The organism is Paenibacillus sp. Aloe-11 (assembly GCF_000245715.1).
GTDB lineage: Bacteria > Bacillota > Bacilli > Paenibacillales > Paenibacillaceae > Paenibacillus > Paenibacillus kribbensis.
The window spans coordinates 86,356-102,641 of the sequence record NZ_JH601073.1; the positions used below are offsets into that span (position 1 = coordinate 86,356).

General features: G+C 46.7%; 13 protein-coding genes and 2 pseudogenes. 1 reads left to right on the plus strand and 14 read right to left on the minus strand.

Annotated features, from left to right (window positions below; all coding sequences use genetic code 11):
* From WG8_RS29100 to hpf, 6 genes and pseudogenes are all read right to left on the minus strand, one after another.
* Positions 1-340, minus strand: a pseudogene (locus tag WG8_RS29100) (bifunctional ornithine acetyltransferase/N-acetylglutamate synthase); the annotation flags it as partial.
* Between the two features lie 112 nt (positions 341-452).
* The gene (gene argC, locus WG8_RS23035; protein ID WP_007432676.1) at positions 453-1,502 is read right to left on the minus strand and encodes an N-acetyl-gamma-glutamyl-phosphate reductase; all 1,050 of its coding nucleotides are present in this window, start codon (positions 1,500-1,502) and stop codon (positions 453-455) included.
* A gap of 220 nt (positions 1,503-1,722) precedes the next feature.
* Positions 1,723-2,622 (minus strand): YitT family protein, encoded by a 900-nt coding sequence (locus WG8_RS23040; RefSeq protein ID WP_007432677.1) that lies wholly within the window; start codon positions 2,620-2,622, stop codon positions 1,723-1,725.
* A 99-nt stretch (positions 2,623-2,721) separates the two neighbouring features.
* A protein-coding gene (prfB, locus tag WG8_RS23045; protein ID WP_157136358.1) for a peptide chain release factor 2 occupies positions 2,722-3,835 on the minus strand; the annotation gives its coding sequence in 2 pieces (ribosomal slippage) (positions 2,722-3,762 and positions 3,764-3,835; 1,113 coding nt in all).
* A gap of 513 nt (positions 3,836-4,348) precedes the next feature.
* Positions 4,349-6,799 carry a preprotein translocase subunit SecA gene (gene secA, locus WG8_RS23050; protein WP_007432679.1) on the minus strand — a complete coding sequence of 817 codons (2,451 nt, stop codon included), beginning with the start codon at positions 6,797-6,799 and terminating at the stop codon, positions 4,349-4,351.
* A 368-nt stretch (positions 6,800-7,167) separates the two neighbouring features.
* A complete protein-coding gene (gene hpf / locus WG8_RS23055) occupies positions 7,168-7,722 on the minus strand; it encodes a ribosome hibernation-promoting factor, HPF/YfiA family (protein WP_007432680.1) in 555 nt (184 codons plus the stop codon).
* Between the two features lie 250 nt (positions 7,723-7,972).
* On the opposite strand from hpf, the pseudogene WG8_RS29630 reads away from it, so the two are divergent.
* Positions 7,973-9,007: pseudogene (locus WG8_RS29630) on the plus strand (DUF11 domain-containing protein); the annotation flags it as partial.
* A 28-nt stretch (positions 9,008-9,035) separates the two neighbouring features.
* Here the strand turns inward: WG8_RS29630 and WG8_RS29115 are convergent.
* The 8 genes from WG8_RS29115 to WG8_RS23100 all read right to left on the minus strand — a co-directional run bounded on the left by WG8_RS29115 (position 9,036) and on the right by WG8_RS23100 (position 16,284).
* Positions 9,036-9,452, minus strand: coding sequence for a hypothetical protein (locus tag WG8_RS29115; RefSeq protein ID WP_007432684.1), 417 nt, complete (start codon positions 9,450-9,452; stop codon positions 9,036-9,038).
* A gap of 244 nt (positions 9,453-9,696) precedes the next feature.
* A complete protein-coding gene (locus WG8_RS23070) occupies positions 9,697-9,894 on the minus strand; it encodes a cold shock domain-containing protein (RefSeq protein ID WP_007432685.1) in 198 nt (65 codons plus the stop codon).
* A 365-nt stretch (positions 9,895-10,259) separates the two neighbouring features.
* The gene (pseC, locus tag WG8_RS23075; RefSeq protein WP_007432686.1) at positions 10,260-11,471 is read right to left on the minus strand and encodes a UDP-4-amino-4,6-dideoxy-N-acetyl-beta-L-altrosamine transaminase; all 1,212 of its coding nucleotides are present in this window, start codon (positions 11,469-11,471) and stop codon (positions 10,260-10,262) included.
* Positions 11,472-11,501: 30 nt separating this feature from the next.
* Positions 11,502-12,449, minus strand: coding sequence for a dTDP-glucose 4,6-dehydratase (locus WG8_RS23080; protein ID WP_007432687.1), 948 nt, complete (start codon positions 12,447-12,449; stop codon positions 11,502-11,504).
* Between the two features lie 91 nt (positions 12,450-12,540).
* Complete coding sequence (gene pseI, locus WG8_RS23085) at positions 12,541-13,587, minus strand: pseudaminic acid synthase (protein WP_007432688.1); 1,047 nt, start codon at positions 13,585-13,587, stop codon at positions 12,541-12,543.
* Entirely contained in the window at positions 13,587-14,648 is a 1,062-nt protein-coding gene (gene pseG, locus WG8_RS23090; protein ID WP_007432689.1) for a UDP-2,4-diacetamido-2,4,6-trideoxy-beta-L-altropyranose hydrolase, read from the minus strand. Before pseG ends, pseI begins: the two co-directional genes overlap by 1 nt.
* On the minus strand, positions 14,645-15,328 hold the full coding sequence (locus WG8_RS23095) for an HAD family hydrolase (RefSeq protein ID WP_007432690.1): 684 nt from the start codon (positions 15,326-15,328) through the stop codon (positions 14,645-14,647). Before WG8_RS23095 ends, pseG begins: the two co-directional genes overlap by 4 nt.
* Complete coding sequence (locus tag WG8_RS23100) at positions 15,325-16,284, minus strand: ATP-grasp domain-containing protein (protein ID WP_007432691.1); 960 nt, start codon at positions 16,282-16,284, stop codon at positions 15,325-15,327. Before WG8_RS23100 ends, WG8_RS23095 begins: the two co-directional genes overlap by 4 nt.
* Positions 16,285-16,286 lie beyond the last annotated feature (2 nt).

The window sequence follows — 16,286 nt, forward strand, 5'->3', positions numbered from 1 at the left end:
CATTACTCTCGGCTACACCGAGCTCTCGAGCCGCAGCCGCACGCATGGCGTAGGCATCCTGCTCCCCTTGCTGCCCTGTGCAAGCATTGGCATTCCCGCTATTCACCACTACCGCCTGCAAACGGCCATCTGCCAGGCTCTCGCGGGTCACCTTCAGCGGTGCAGCCTGAAACACATTGGTGGTATACACCGCAGCAGCTATCGCCTCTACCTCGCAACGAATGGCGCCAATATCATTGCGGTCCGTATTTTTCAATCCGCAGTGCAGTCCCCCAGCTGTAAAGCCACGCGGAGTTACGATGCTGCCCCCGTTTACTACTGTAAACCCTACTTTACTCATACTCATAATTATGTGCCCTCGTTCGCAACCTATGGGATGAATGACAGCTAAGCTTGCGTTCCCAAACCTGCCTTCCGTCGTTCCCCGCAACCTGTTGCGGTTACTTGCTTACTTACGGATATACCGGTATGAAGCCGAGCCCGAGGTTCTCCTCCCATCCCATCATCAAATTTAAATTCTGAATCGCCTGTCCGGCAGCACCCTTCACCACATTATCAATGACAGAAATAATCGTAAGGCGCCCGGTTCGGGCATCCGCTGCAAAACCGATATCACAATAATTCGAGCCAAATACTTCCTTCGTCGCTGGCCATACACCTTCGCCACGTACACGGACAAAAGGATGGTCTTTATAGTAGTCTCGGTATAGCCCGATAAGATCCTGATCCGTATGGTCACCTTTCAGCGTGACATAGATTGTACTCATAATCCCCCGGGTCATAGGCACAAGCTGTGTCGTAAACGTGACCGTAACATCCTCGCCCGCAATATCGCCCAGAACCTGTTCAATCTCAGGGATATGCTGGTGCTTATTCACCTTATAAGCCTTAAAGTTCTCGTTCATTTCCGCATAATGCGAAACAAGACTTGTTCCCCGTCCGGAGCCGGATACCCCGGATTTGGCATCCACAATCAGCGTCCGATGATCGATCCAGTCCGCCTTCAGGGCAGGGATAATCCCCAGCAGTGTTGCCGTCGGATAGCAGCCTGGATTAGAAATAAAGGGAACGCCTGCAAGCTTTTTTGCATACACCTCGCTGAGTCCATATACCGCTTGCTTGAGATATTCGGAGGAAGCGGCAGGCTTTTTATACCATGCTTCATACGTTTCCCCACTTCGGAGCCTAAAGTCCCCGGACAGATCAATGACCTTCAGTCCGGCATCCAGAAGCTGCGGTACCAGTTGGGTACTAACACCCGATGGCGTGGCTGTAAAAACCAGATCGGCCTTGGCAGCAATTTCGTGGATATCAACACCGTCCAAATCCTGCACCACGATGTCCGTCAGATGTGGAAACCCGTCACTGATCGGGACACCCGCGCTGGACGAAGATATAACAGATACAATCTCTACCTGCGGATGATGAACCAAAAAACGAATGAGCTCCACCCCGCCATAACCGGTGGAACCGACAATTGCCACTTTTAGCTTGCTGCTCACAGACCTTCCTCCATTCCGTTCCTATGAAATATGTATTATTATACGACTCTATTCATATAAATACAACACACTCATGTAATGTTTTACCGCAAATTTAAAATTGCCGCTCCTGCCTATTCTTTTGACGGACAAGCTATGCAGAGTATAAATAAAGAAATAAAGTAACAACAAAAAACCCCCGTCTGATAAGACGGGGGTTTCCGGCAGGTCACTCCTGTTTTTAGCTTTCCTTTTTAAAGCCTTCTCCCAGCACTTCACGCGTGTTGCTAATGATCACAAAAGCTTCCGGATCTACCAAGCGGACGAGCGTTTTGAGACGAGTTACCTCGTTTTGTCCGACCACAACCATAAGTACAGGGCGTTCCTCATTCGTATAACCCCCACGTCCTGCCAGCTCTGTCAATCCCCGATCTAAGTCCTGCAATATGGCCTGTGTGATCGTTTCCTTTTGATTGGATATAATGTAGGCCACCTTCGAGTAGCTTAGCCCCATTTCCACAGCATCAATGACCTTGCCTGTTACAAACAGCCCAATCAATGCATACAATGCCCGCTCCGGGGACAGGGTAAAGCCAGCCAATGTAATGACCGTGCCATCCATTAGCATGACACAGAGAGAAAGGCTAAAGCCCGTATATTTATGAATAATTTGCGCCAAAATAGCCAGTCCGCCCGTCGAGCCTCTGCCCCGAAATACGGTGCCCAATCCCAAACCCACTCCGATCCCGCCATACAGCGAAGCCAGCAGCGGATTCGTTGTCGGAACCGCCCAATCCTTGGTTACATACACGAATAGCGGCAGCATAATACTCCCCAGCAGAGAGCGCAGTCCATATTTTTTTCCTAACAGCAGCACCCCTGCTATGAATAGGGGAATATTCATACTCCATTGCGTATAGGCCGGTTCCAGACCAAACAGTTCCTCGCCCACGATAGACAGACCCGATACCCCACCGGACGCAATCTGGTTTGGAAGCAGGAACATATTGAAGGTCAGTGCTGTAATGAAGGACCCGAGTATTATCAGCAAAATATCCGTTACATTACGTACGGGGCCGCTGGCGGCAATCCAAGGCTTGCGGCGTCTTCGACGAGCAACGGGAGGATTCAATTGAGACATAAGTTCATGTGCTCCTTTAATTCAAAATACCGTATACACAAAAATTCCTACAGTCCGCAGGCACCCGGTCCGCGGTTCTGTAGGAAAACATACAGGCTATTATTCTGCGTCCAGCTTAATTTGACTGCGCAGGTAACCGTCGATGAACGAATCGAGATCGCCATCCATAACAGCTCCCACGTTGCCTGTTTCCACGCTGGTACGATGATCTTTGACCATACTGTACGGATGGAACACGTAGGAGCGAATTTGGCTCCCCCATGCAATATCAGACTGTTCTCCACGGATTTCGTCCAATTGCTGCTGTTGTTCTTCAATCTTGCGCTCGTAGAGCTTCGAACGGAGCATCGTCATCGCACGTTCACGGTTCTTGATCTGAGAACGTTCATTTTGGCAAGTCACGACAATACCGGTAGGCAAATGCGTAATCCGAACAGCTGAGTCGGTCGTATTAATATGCTGACCACCCGCACCGCTGGCCCGGTACGTATCAATTTTAAGATCTTCCGTGCGAATCTCAATATCCACATCATCCGCAATTTCCGGTACCACATCACAGGATACGAACGATGTATGCCGACGACCGGAGGAATCAAATGGAGAGATGCGGACAAGCCGATGAACGCCTTTCTCCGCTTTAAGATAACCGTAGGCATTATAACCTTTGATTAACAGGGTTACACTCTTGATCCCCGCTTCATCACCTGCCAGATAATCCAGGGTTTCCACCTTGAAGCCCCGTTTTTCTGCCCAGCGTGTATACATGCGCAGCAGCATTTGGCCCCAGTCCTGGGACTCGGTACCGCCTGCTCCCGGATGCAGCTCCAGAATAGCATTAAGCTTGTCATATGGCTGATTTAAAAGCAACTGCAGTTCAAACTCCTGCAATTTGCCCAGCAGCGACCTGACACTGTTTTCAATTTCTCCAACCAGTGTTTCATCGCCTTCCTCATCAGCCAGCTCAGTCATCATGCCTGCGTCTTCATATTCCTGACGAAGCTGTTCATAGCTATCCACAGAAGACTTAACAGCATTCATTTCGGCAATTACACCTTGGGCCTTTTCGTTATCATCCCAAAAATCAGGCGCAGCCATCTTTTCCTCAAAGTTCGCGATCATTTCCTGTTTGAGATCTAAGTCAAAGAGACCCCCTAAGGTTTGTTAGTTTCTTGCCTATTTCTCGTAAATCATGTTTTACACTTGCATCAATCATGATGTCATTCTCCTTTAATATGTGGTTAGGGGGAGTGAAGGCGCGTTGTGAGTTACGGCTGGTGGGTAGGCGCTGCGCGAATGATTTGATCTTCCGATCGCTGTTGCAGTGAGATGCCCTGATTAAAATAACACCTTATAAAAGTGGGCATCCCACTGCAAAGGCGAACGCTGGCGCTTCTCCAGATTCAAATCCTTCGCTCCGCTACCGACCGCCGTAAAGTCAAACCGCTTTTAAATAACCGGCTCTGGTATGTGAGCCGTGTCAAGAGCTGAATTAACTGACAAACAAGCAGGGGCCTGCTTTTTTGTCATAATTATAGCGATAGGAACAACCCTTTCATGAAAAAATTATTCAACCGAATCCTCCAACAAAAGAGCTATCCGTTGAAAACATCAATGTCGTCCCCTGTATGGCACAAAATGGCCGACGGTCAGTGAATGTACTGCCGTCTGCCATTATATGCATTGCACGGAATGGTGTATCTCTATAGCCATCCCTTAATTCAAATCATTATCTTCTGCGTGGGCGAGCAGGGGCGGATTTCTTTTTAGGTGCAGCAGGTTCGCCACTTGTCGAGATTTTATCTTCATCAACGACAGCCTGACGCTCTTGGTTGGATTCAATTTGTGCTTTCATGATGTATGTCGATACTTCCTCTTGGATGCTGCCGATCATAGCATGGAACATTTCGAAGCCTTCAAATTGGTATTCACGTAGCGGATCAGTACCGCCGTAAGCACGCAAGTGAATGCCTTGACGCAATTGATCCATAGCATCAATATGATCCATCCATTTGCTATCAACCGCACGCAGTACGATAACCTTCTCGAACTCGCGTACCATTTCCTCACCAATCATCTCTTCACGGCTGTGGTATCTGGCGGTAACTTTCTCGAAGATCATTTCTACCATCTCTTCTCTTTCCTTGCCCCACAGATCGTCACGAGTCAGTGTATTTTCCTCAAGCAGGTTGTTATTCACATACTCTGCAACTTCTTCAAGCTCCCAGTTTTCAGGAATGTCATCCCCGCAATGAGCTTCCACCACACGCTCAATGACAGGCTTGATCATATCAAACACAATTTCCTTAATATTCTCTGATTCCAGCACTTCACGGCGCTGTTTGTAGATAATAGCACGCTGCTGGTTCATGACATCGTCATACTGGAGGACGACTTTACGCTGATCAAAGTTGTTGCCTTCGACGCGTTTTTGCGCTGATTCAATAGCACGTGTAATCATGCGGCTCTCGATTGGCTGGTCTTCTTCAAAGCCCAAGCGCTCCATCATATTCAGTACGTTATCCGCACCAAAGCGCTTCATCAATTCATCGCCGAGTGACAAGTAAAACTGTGTGGACCCTGGATCGCCCTGACGTCCTGCACGTCCGCGAAGCTGATTATCAATACGGCGGGATTCATGACGCTCTGTACCGATGATATGCAATCCACCGAGTTCTGGTACGCCTTCGCCCAATACGATATCAGTACCACGTCCTGCCATATTGGTAGCGATAGTAACTGCGCCAGCTTCACCTGCGTGGGAAATAATCTCCGCTTCCTCAGCGTGATACTTGGCGTTAAGCACCTTATGACGAACGCCTTTGCGTTTCAGCATCTCAGAAAGCAGCTCCGAGTTTTCAATAGAAACCGTACCTACCAATACTGGCTGATTCTTTTTGTTACGCTCCAGAATTTCATCCACCACTGCATGGAATTTACCTTTTACGCTCTTGTATACAACGTCAGGCATATCTACACGCTGGTTAGGTCGATTCGTTGGAATCTGGAGTACTTCCAGACCATAGATTTTTTTGAATTCTTCTTCTTCTGTTTTCGCTGTACCCGTCATACCCGCCAATTTGCGGTACATACGGAAGTAGTTTTGGAATGTAATCGTCGCCAGCGTCATGCTTTCATTTTGTACAATGATGTTTTCTTTGGCTTCAATGGCCTGATGCAAACCATCACTGTAGCGACGTCCAGCCATCAGACGGCCTGTGAACTCATCGACAATCAGGACTTCACCGTCAGCTACGACATAATCCACATCCAGGCGCATAATAGCGTTAGCCTTCAATGCCTGTACAATGTGATGGTTGATCGTCACACTTTCCTGATCGTACAGATTTTCCAGTCCGAAGAAATTTTCAGCCTTGGATACGCCGTTTTCAGTCAAGGCAACCGACTTCACCTTAATATCCAGCGTGTAATCTTCTTCAACATTCAGGCTCTTCACAAAACGGTCAGCTGCGAAATACAGCTCTGTCGATTTTTGAGCTTGTCCTGAAATAATCAATGGTGTACGAGCTTCATCGACGAGAATGGAATCCACTTCGTCAATGATACAGAAGTACAATGGCCGCTGTACCATCTGCTCTTTGTAAAGCACCATATTATCGCGCAGATAATCAAATCCAAACTCATTGTTCGTACCGTACGTGATGTCACAGGCGTAAGCTTCCTGCTTGGCGGCATGATCCATATTCGCCAAATTCAGCCCTACAGTCATCCCCAGGAAGTTATAGATTTGTCCCATTTCTCCGCTGTCACGCTGTGCCAAATAGTCGTTGACCGTAACCACGTGCACGCCTTTGCCCAGCAAAGCATTCAAATAAACCGGCAGCGTACCTACCAATGTTTTACCTTCACCGGTTTTCATTTCGGCAATTTTACCTTCATGCAGCGCAATACCGCCCAGCATCTGGACATCATAATGACGTTTGCCCAGCACCCGCTTGGACGCTTCACGAACGGTTGCAAAAGCTTCCGGCAGAATTTCTTCAGCCGTAGTACCTTGTTCAATCCGCTCTCTAAACTCCGCCGTCTTCGCTTTCAGTTCCTCATCCGAGAGCTTTTCAAAATCCGGCTCTATTTTATTGATCAGTTCAACCGTCTTCATTAAACGCTTGACGTCACGTTCATTTGTATCACCAAAAATTTTCTTGACAATTCCTAGCATGGTTTACCCCTTTCACGCAAAACAATTAATTAATAGAATCAATTTCACAATAAGAAAGGGTCCATGATGAAATTGATTCCTGATATGTTTGACAGGCCCGGCTGTACCAGCCCATCGTGCGATGTTCTTTGCATAAATTGTAACAGTTTGTAGGACATGCCGCAACACAAGCAGCCTCAGGAATTGCATCCGGTTAAAGATACCAGAGCAATTGACGCAAGAAAGACACATATAAAAGAGCCTTACCCCGCCAGATTCGCAGGGATAAGGCTCGTCGTTATTATCATTTTCCCTAATATCCATAAAACATGATTGCATTAATAATGTACTATTCATTTTAAAATAAGATGAGCTTCTAACTCTACAAACTATTCCCGTTCGATCAGACCATACTTACCGTCATTGCGTTTGTAAACCACGCTGACCTCTTCGTTATCGATATTGGCAAATACGAAGAAATTATGTCCAACCATGTTCATTTGAAGAATAGCTTCTTCCACATCCATAGGCTTCAATAAGAAACGCTTGGTGCGAACGACCTCCAGCTCATCCAAGTCTGCATCCTCAGCCACAACCACGCTGCCTGCCGGATCTTCCACAAAAAGAGTTTTCAAACTGCCTTTTTGACGGAATTTTCGGTTTAGCTTGGTTTTGTTCTTGCGGATTTGCCGCTCAAGCTTGTCTACCACGGCATCAATGGACGCATACATGTCATCGCTTTCGTCTTCGGCACGGAGTACAAGCCCCGGCAAAGGAATGGTTACTTCTACAGTATGCAAATCTCTGGTTGTGCTTAACGTTACACTTCCGTCAGACGTCGGGGGTGCATCGAAATACTTTTCAAGTCTGCTGAATTTCTTATCAACGTAGTCCTTCAAAGCGTCGGTAACCTCGATCTGTTGACCTCGTACTGTTAAGTTCATAGGGCACGCCTCCTTTGCCCCTTCAGTATAACACATATGTTAACGCCAAGTAAAAAAAACACCCAACATTTCGAAGCTATTTTACAAAATTCTTCATATTTCGATAAAACGCCTCTGGTAACGCCATCCTTTGAAAAAGTAATGTTTAATTATACGAAAGGATTATTACATCCAGCTTAGCTGGTTCTTCCCAGTCGAAGATCCTCCAAGTATAGCGGATTGGAAGAGATGGAAAGTAGGAGGCTAATCCATGGCTTTTATTCAGCGTTACGTAACGAACCAGACGGGAACTGTCACCTTTACCGGAAATACACTTGGGCTGGCACGTTCCAATTCGGCAGCCGTCACATTTCAAGTTTCTGTCGTCAGTCTGCCATAGCCGCCGCAAATTACGAATCAGTCGACCGTTAGCTTGATAAAAACTGTCAATACCGTCAACGCGCAAATTGGTTCAACACTGCTCTATACACTAACGTTAACCAATACTGGCAATATCGCCGTTATACCTGTGCTGTCAGATAATATCCCGGCTGGCTCTGAGCTACTGCATAACAGCGTCGGTGTTAACGACATCCTCGTCCCTGGAGCTTCACCGATTACAGGTATTACAATTGGCTCGCTTGTTCCTTCCAGCAGTATCGTGGTAAGCTTCCAAAACAGTCGTCTCATTTCTGCCAACTCCACCTAAATTGACCGAGACGTTGGGCAAGCGAACTTTACTTACTCATCACCTGACGATAGAGTACTGAGCGGTTCCATCACATCAAATACAGTCAATGTCACCGTATCCGCACCCTAATATCCAGGTGACAAAAGCACCAACTTGGCAGCCGCTGTAGTCGGCGATACGATCAGATACACACTGAGCATCACGAATAGCGGTGTATATCTGGTCACAGATACCGTTGTAACCGATACGATTCCGGCTGGAACCTCCTTTGTTCCAGACAGTGTGCTCATCGACGGCGTAGCCTTCCCTAATGCTTCTCCGGTTGCTGGAATTGACATCGGTAATGTTGCACCTGGAAATACATTTGTCGCAAGCTTCCAGACGTCCGTGCAAACTTTGCTGTAGCCTCCACTGCTCACAGGTATCGTAGCCGTTACGTTTACCAGCAGAACATTCACCGGCACTACCTTTTCCGATCCGCTTATCGTGTCTGTATTCCAGCCGCTTATTGCACTTACCAAAACGTCCAGCACGCTTACCGCCTCTGTCGGAAAGCCCCTTACCTATACGGTCCAACTTAACAACTTTGGCAACGTAACTACCGAAGCTACTTTGCAAAAGCCACCATCGAATACACCTCACGTCATAGTGGAGGAGAGACCATCCAGGAAAGCACCCAATCCAACACTATCGATGTGACCGCTATTGCAGCCATTCCCAAGCTTACACCTAGCTCCAGCGCTCTGCGTGTTGGGGAAGAGGATACCTTGTCCTTCACCGTCCATGTAGAAAACATCGGCAATACTCCGCTGAAGGAGCTACTGCTCACTGCACCATTCGCAGCCGAGGATTTCCTTTTATTGCGAACCGTTACCGTAAACTCTGGCCACTTCCGTATCCTAAGCTGCTTCAAGGTCTCCCATTGGGTCGCCTTGATCCCAACCATCAAGCCGTCATCGTCTTCTCCTTTGATATTGAAACCGCGCTCCGTCCTTATCTGATAGCCCAGGCTATCCCGCGCTATCAATTCCGTTATCCCGACGGACGCATAGAGAAACAATCTGCTTCCTCCAATACTATTTTTGTGGAGATGGCTAACTTTGACGGTTCTGTAGAATAATTTTTCATTACTCAGAGCTTCCTTACCACCGTGTAAGGGACTCTTTTTATGTTGGGGTTTCAGAAAATCCTTATGTATTTTGAAAACATAAAAAAGCCCTGGAATGCATTCCAGGGCAGTTGCTAGCGTGTTATCCATTGCTAACCATCTTACCAATTATGTAGGTCGGCTATGCCGGGGATGATTATAGTTTGGTTACGTTAGCGGCTTGTGGTCCACGTGCGCCTTCAACAATGTCGAACTCCACGTCTTGTCCTTCTTCAAGTGTTTTGAAGCCTTCTGTTTGAATTGCGGAAAAATGTACGAATACGTCGCCGCCTTCAGCAGTTTCAATGAAACCATAACCTTTTTCAGCGTTAAACCATTTTACTTTACCTTGCATGCACTAACATTCCCTTCGTCATCAAATGAAGTGAAGCTCTCGCCCACATTTCCGACTATACCACCCAAACTTATCCATTGTCAATTGGAATTGATAATGTTTTCTTACATTTTTTTACCACAAATTAGGATTAAGTATTGATTTAATCAAGGCAGTATATGCAAAAATAAAGGAGCTCCTCAGCTCCTTTACCCCGTACAAATTTATTTGAAACAAAAAAATTAAATAGTTTTCTTCTATAATTAAATTACAGAAGAGCTCCATCACAGAAAATTCCGCAAGAGATATTTTTCCTGCTCATGCTCCATCCTCATATGAGACGACTATTCATGGTCATCATTAGAAGTTGGTCTCATATCAGATTTTTACTTTATTGGATTTTCTCCAGAAACTGATCTCGTATATCTGGCCCATATCTTACGAATCGCCTGGACTACATCCTGTACATCCTGATCTGTCATCTTAGGAAAAAGAGGGAGTGTTACTGCTGTCCGATAATATTCCTCAGCGTTCGGGCACAGTCCTTCCTCATATCCGAGGTGTTGGTAATAAGGCTGTAGGTAAACAGGAATGTAATGCACATTTACACCAATATTTTCAGACTGTAGCGCCTCAAATATCGTTTTCCGATCTGCTTTAAAATACTCCGGTAGCCAACGAATCACGTATAAGTGCCAGCTGGAGTGCGCCCCAGCAAGCTGTTCAGGAAGGACAATCCCGGTCAACTCACCCAAAGCTTCATTGTACGCCCGAGCGATCGTGCGACGCTTCTCTACAAATGCATTCAGCTTGTCCATCTGGGAATTCCCCAATGCAGCCTGGATATCTGTCATACGATAGTTATATCCCAGTTCCTGCATTTCGTAATACCAAGGGCCGTCGTTTTTTGTCATCTCCTGTGGGTCGCGTGTCATACCATGGCTACGGAACAATAACAATTTTCGATAAAATTCCTCAGAATTCGTCGCAATGATGCCACCCTCGCCTGTCGTAATATGCTTGACCGGATGGAAACTGAACATGGTCATGTCCGCCCATGAACCTACTTTGCGCCCATGGTAATCCGCCCCCAAAGAGTGAGCCGCATCCTCAATGAACACCAGCCCACGGTCCCGGCACAACATCGATATCTTGTCGAGTTCAGCCGGCTGACCCGTAAAATCGACGGCTATGACCGCCCGAGTATGCTCGGTAATCCGCTCTACAATCCGATCCGCATCAATGTTGTAGGTGTGCATATCAATGTCGGCGAACACCGGTGTTCCTCCCTGGTATAACACACAATTACTACTGGCGAGGAACGTAAGTGGTGTTGTGATAACCTCATCGCCTTGTCCAATCCCAGCAGCAAAACAGGCTCCATGCAGTGCAGCAGTTCCGTTGGTGAACGCCACCGCATACTTGGCACCTACATACTCAGCAACCTTCGCCTCAAATTGCTGAATCGCAGGTCCCTGCGTAACAAACCCGCTACGGAGTACATCCACGACAGCTTGAATATCTTTATCGTCAATCCATTGCTGTCCATATGGCAGCAGTGTATCACGCACAGGTCCAGTTATTACATCATCGGACATTCGATTAACCCCCTCTATGCTTAAAACAAACTAGATCATGCCGCTCTCGCGAATCCAGACCGTCGTACGCCGGATACCTTCTTCCAAATTAATACGCGGTTCCCAACCAAGTAACTCCTTCGCCTTCGCCGAGTTACACAACAGCTTTTGAATCTCACTTTGCGGATGGATGTGTTCCACATGCTTGATACGGGACTGATCACCACTAATCAGAAATGCCAGATCGTTCACAGAAATATCCTGCCCCAATCCCGCATTGACAATCTGACCATTGACACGGTCGCTAAATCCAGCCTCCACGACGAAGCGAGCGCAATCCTCAACGTACAGAAGATCACGGGTTTGTGTGCCCTCTCCATAGATGTTAAGGTCTTTACCTTCCAAATGGTTTTTAATGAAAATTGCAACTACGCCGCCCTCGCCGCCTGTCTTTTGAAAAGGACCATACGTATTAAACGGGCGAATAACCACTGTCGGTAAACCATAAGCGAAATAGTAGGATAATACCATATTCTCAGCAGCTACCTTCGCTCCTGCATAAGGAGAAGCCGGCTTGGTCGGATGCAACTCAGTAATGCCTTGATCGTCGCTACAGCGGTCATATACCATACATGTACTCATAAAAACTACCTTGGTTTGATGCTTGCGGCACTGCTCCAAGATTGCGAAGGTTCCCACCGTATCGTTATTAAAAGTAGTGCGTGGATCATCAATAGAATCCTGTACATTTATGGAAGCTCCCAAATGGTAGCAAATTTCAAAAGAATGCTCTTTGAACAATCGTTCCAACAGCACTTCATCCAAAATGCTTCCCCGGATGAATTCTTTAAAGCCGCTATGTTCGACCAATTCCGACAAATTTTCTTCACGACCATTCGACAAATCGTCGACAATCCAAACCTGATGCCCATCCTCCAACAGACGCTTGGCAACCCAACGCCCAATGAAACCAGCGCCACCAGTGAGTAAAATGTTCATAAGTGCAACTCCTGTCTATTTCATTTTGTCGAGACTCTTCATAGTGAATAGCCTGATTGTACTTACTCTATAACCTGTGGCTCACAGGCACTTAAAATAACCCCCAGTTTACTGGCGTACCTTTAGGGGTATTCTCTTTCACTGATTTTCCAATAATTTCGTCTAGAAATTTTGTCGGCAATCCTAAGCCTGGACGAATTGCCTTAATATGCTCCCTAGTGATCATTTCACCCTTTTGGATGTCCTTGGCGATATAGAGAGACCTTCTATGCTTCAAAGACTCCTTTTCTCGTTCCGTTGCACCATATGTAATATGACCGATAGACTGCCAGGCACGTTCTGCTTCCGTCACCAGCGCAGCCATTTCTTCAGGCTCCATGGAAAAGGCTGAGTCCACTCCACCGTCAGCGCGGCGCAACGTAAAGTGCTTTTCAATTACCGTCGTCCCTAAAGCCACACTCGCCACCGACACGCCAACCCCCATTGTATGATCCGATATACCAACCTGGCAACCGAATAGTTGCTCCAAATGAGGAAGCGTCGCAATATTCGTATTGTCTGGCGATGCAGGGTAAGTACTTGTACATTTCAGTAAAACAATGTCCTTGGCGCCAGCCTCCTTCGCTGCACGAACTGATTCATCTAGTTCAGCCACCGACGCCATACCTGTTGAAATGATCAGTGGTTTGCCTGTTGCCGCAACCTTTCGAATTAATTGGATGTCCGTATTTTCAAAGGAAGCTATTTTATAAGCAGGCACTTTCAATGATTCAAGAAAGTCGACAGCTGATTCATCAAAAGGAGTGCTGAACGCCAAAATCCCCAACTCTGCACATTTATTGAAAATGGGTTCATGCCATTCCCATGGCGTATATGCTTCCTGATAAAGACTATACAACGAATTGCCTTTCCACAGACTGTTTGGGTCCTCAATGAAAAAGTCGCCCTCATGAATGTCCAACGTCATTGTATCTGCTGTATAAGTTTGGAGTTTGAGCGCATCCACTCCAGATGCTGCCGCAGCTTCCACGATGGCAAGCGCCCGATCGAGCGACTGATTATGATTACCAGACATTTCTGCTATTATAAAAGGCTTGTGTTTCTTACCGATCCAACGGTCTCCAATTTGGAATTCCACTATAATTCCCCCTTCAATATGGAAAGGATGGGATGTCTCCCGCTCCTTCTCTGCGTCTCCGTCAAAGCCAGAACCGCCCTGCTCTGCTCAGCTAGCAATTCGGGCTTATTTAGCAATTTCTCCAGTATATCTGTAACTTGTTCAGTCCTGACCTCCCCACTTGCCCCCATATACCATGCAAGCCCCCGTTTTGCTGCTTCCACAACAGTTGCCTTCTGATTTTCAGCCACGGTGATAATCACGGAAGGCACACCCATATAGCAGCGCTCCCACATAGAGATTCCACCTGCACCGATCGCCAAATCCACTGAGGCTAACAGCTCCGCCATATTCGAACAATTCTCATAAAACGTAACATGGTCAAAAGAAGAGAATGCTGCTCGCAGTTCTGGTACACGAGAGTTGGCTGGACCTGCAACTACAATAAAATGAAACTGTTTTCCGATTTCGCTTTCAACGACAGGCAGCATTTTCCCCAACTCATTTGTTGGATCACTTCCACCGAAATTAACAAGAATGCATTGACATTGTGTCCGAGCGACCACTTTTTCCGACAGACGGAAAAAGTCGTTCCGTAGCAATGCAAATTCCGGGCCCAATAGTTGAAGTGCATGCTCCGGCAGCAATCCGATATATCTTTTATCCATATCTGGATATAAGTTCTGGTCCAATAGTACGTCACAATCATGTGGCCGATTTGCCAGGTCATCAATCACCAAGATATTGCGGACATAAGGACGGAGCAATTGCTCCCAACGGGCATCTAAGCCATAATGGTCCACAATAAGCCAATCGCATTGTTCACCACCTACAGTTGCAGTCTCCTGGGCATCCCGATCCATCTCTAAGGGTTCCTCATCAGTTCCCGATAGACAGGAAAGACTATAGCCTCTGCAGCAAATATCTTCAGCCAAAGCTTGCGGTATATCAGCATTACACACAAAGCGGATATCTGCTGGTATGTTATCCCGTATACTCAAGGCAAGGGTAATGCACCTCATCACATGCCCGATTCCCAGTCGAGAAGAGGCGTTTGCCCGTATCAAGATCTGCATTTTCATTGGGATACATCCCAAGCAGTCGTAGTCTCAAACAATTGGTCCAAAGTTTCCACTTCCACATCTGCATTATATTCCTCAGGCTTTACGGTATCCTTAAAATGCCCTCGACGAATTCGAATCGTGCGGTACCCTAAAGGCCGTATACCCACAAAGTCTTTGTTCGGATTATCTCCAATATATATAATATCGGACGGATCAACCTTTTCCGTTTGCGCGATGAGCTGGAAACAATAAGGAGAAGGTTTAGATCTATGTCTCCCGTATCGATAGGTGATATAGCATTTCCTCACCCGCTCTTCCAAACCTAGTGCTTTAATCTTGTTATATTGTACGACCTTGTTGCCATCCGTCACAATATAGATCGGGGAGCCTTCGACCGCCAGGCGCTCCAAAACCGCATCCGCATCAGGGGATAGTGTGATGTCCGGTCGATGAAGCCTATAAATCGATAGGCATTTCCTGATATTACGCCGTGTTGCCATCCCATAATGTTCAAGCACTCTGTCAAAGACCTTTCCTCTACCCTCTTGCTCCAGCACATCCCACATGATTGAGAAGGCCTCCTGTGAGTTTATACCAAATTGCTCGCTCAAGTAAGAAGCGACCGCCTGAAATCCGCTTCGAACAAAAGTAATTTCTTCGTACAAAGTATCATCAAGATCAAAAACAAAAACCTTCATAAGATTAGGTCCTCCGCATGCCGAACTAGCATTTTCTCATGCACAGATCTATGAAAGAACAAGTCGTCAATTTGAGTCCCCTCGCTCTCCTTCAGAAACCAGAAAAAACTATCCAGCCCCATTGCTAATGATAGCGTCGACGCTCCCCCAAACCGACAGTTACACTCAATTAGATGCTGCCGTTTATCTCCATCCACTATAAGCTGGAAGATAACATGACCACGAAAGCGGAATTGCTCTGCAATCTGCTGACACAGTTCCTCTATTTCCGGGTAACGAACTGATGTCGTGATCTGTGACTCCCCATTCATCACCCAATTGCGTTGCCGAACAATGGCCCCCACAGCCTTACTTTCACCTGTCAAGAACACATCAACACTATACTCCATCCCTTGGATCAGAGGCTGAAATACCGGGTTTAGCATTCTTTTCGCATGCCTTTTAGTTTCATGGGGGCTAAGACCAATACCCGCATTGATTGAACCGGCCCCAAATCGCTCTTTTACCACATATTGTCCAACGTTATAGTAGGAGGATGTTGCTATAGCTTCAAGCTCTGTGAATGTTGGAATTACCGGATATCCCTGTTTCACCAGTACCTCATAAAAGCGTAACTTGTCCAAACATAGCTCTACTGCATCAACATCCGATATCATAACTCTAATGCCGGCCTTCTCTAGTTGTTGCCGCTGCTCTGCAAAATATAGTAATTCTCCGTCTCTGCTCGGAATGATTACTGAAATTTCTTGTGCATGACAGTAGCTGATAAGACTATCCACCGTCAAATCTTGTAAAGAAGGACAAAGCCAGAATACATCAACCACATACTGCCCTAAACAGCTAGCACTAATATCCGCTCCATACAACTTGGCCCCTGGACGGGCACGATGCAGGGCATCCCTTACCGCTTTAATCATAGGCACCTTCTGACTGATACTCATGATCATGACATTCATAC

What these genes read in the sequence shown, in the direction of transcription:
- WG8_RS23040 (WP_007432677.1), bottom strand. Translation starts at nt 2,622, where the DNA reads ATGTCTCAATTGAATCCTCCCGTTGCTCGTCGAAGACGCCGCAAGCCT.
- secA (WP_007432679.1), bottom strand. Translation starts at nt 6,799, where the DNA reads ATGCTAGGAATTGTCAAGAAAATTTTTGGTGATACAAATGAACGTGAC.
- hpf (WP_007432680.1), bottom strand. Translation starts at nt 7,722, where the DNA reads ATGAACTTAACAGTACGAGGTCAACAGATCGAGGTTACCGACGCTTTG.
- WG8_RS23070 (WP_007432685.1), bottom strand. Translation starts at nt 9,894, where the DNA reads ATGCAAGGTAAAGTAAAATGGTTTAACGCTGAAAAAGGTTATGGTTTC.
- pseC (WP_007432686.1), bottom strand. Translation starts at nt 11,471, where the DNA reads ATGTCCGATGATGTAATAACTGGACCTGTGCGTGATACACTGCTGCCA.
- WG8_RS23080 (WP_007432687.1), bottom strand. Translation starts at nt 12,449, where the DNA reads ATGAACATTTTACTCACTGGTGGCGCTGGTTTCATTGGGCGTTGGGTT.
- pseG (WP_007432689.1), bottom strand. Translation starts at nt 14,648, where the DNA reads ATGAAAATGCAGATCTTGATACGGGCAAACGCCTCTTCTCGACTGGGA.
- WG8_RS23095 (WP_007432690.1), bottom strand. Translation starts at nt 15,328, where the DNA reads ATGAAGGTTTTTGTTTTTGATCTTGATGATACTTTGTACGAAGAAATT.
- WG8_RS23100 (WP_007432691.1), bottom strand. Translation starts at nt 16,284, where the DNA reads ATGAATGTCATGATCATGAGTATCAGTCAGAAGGTGCCTATGATTAAA.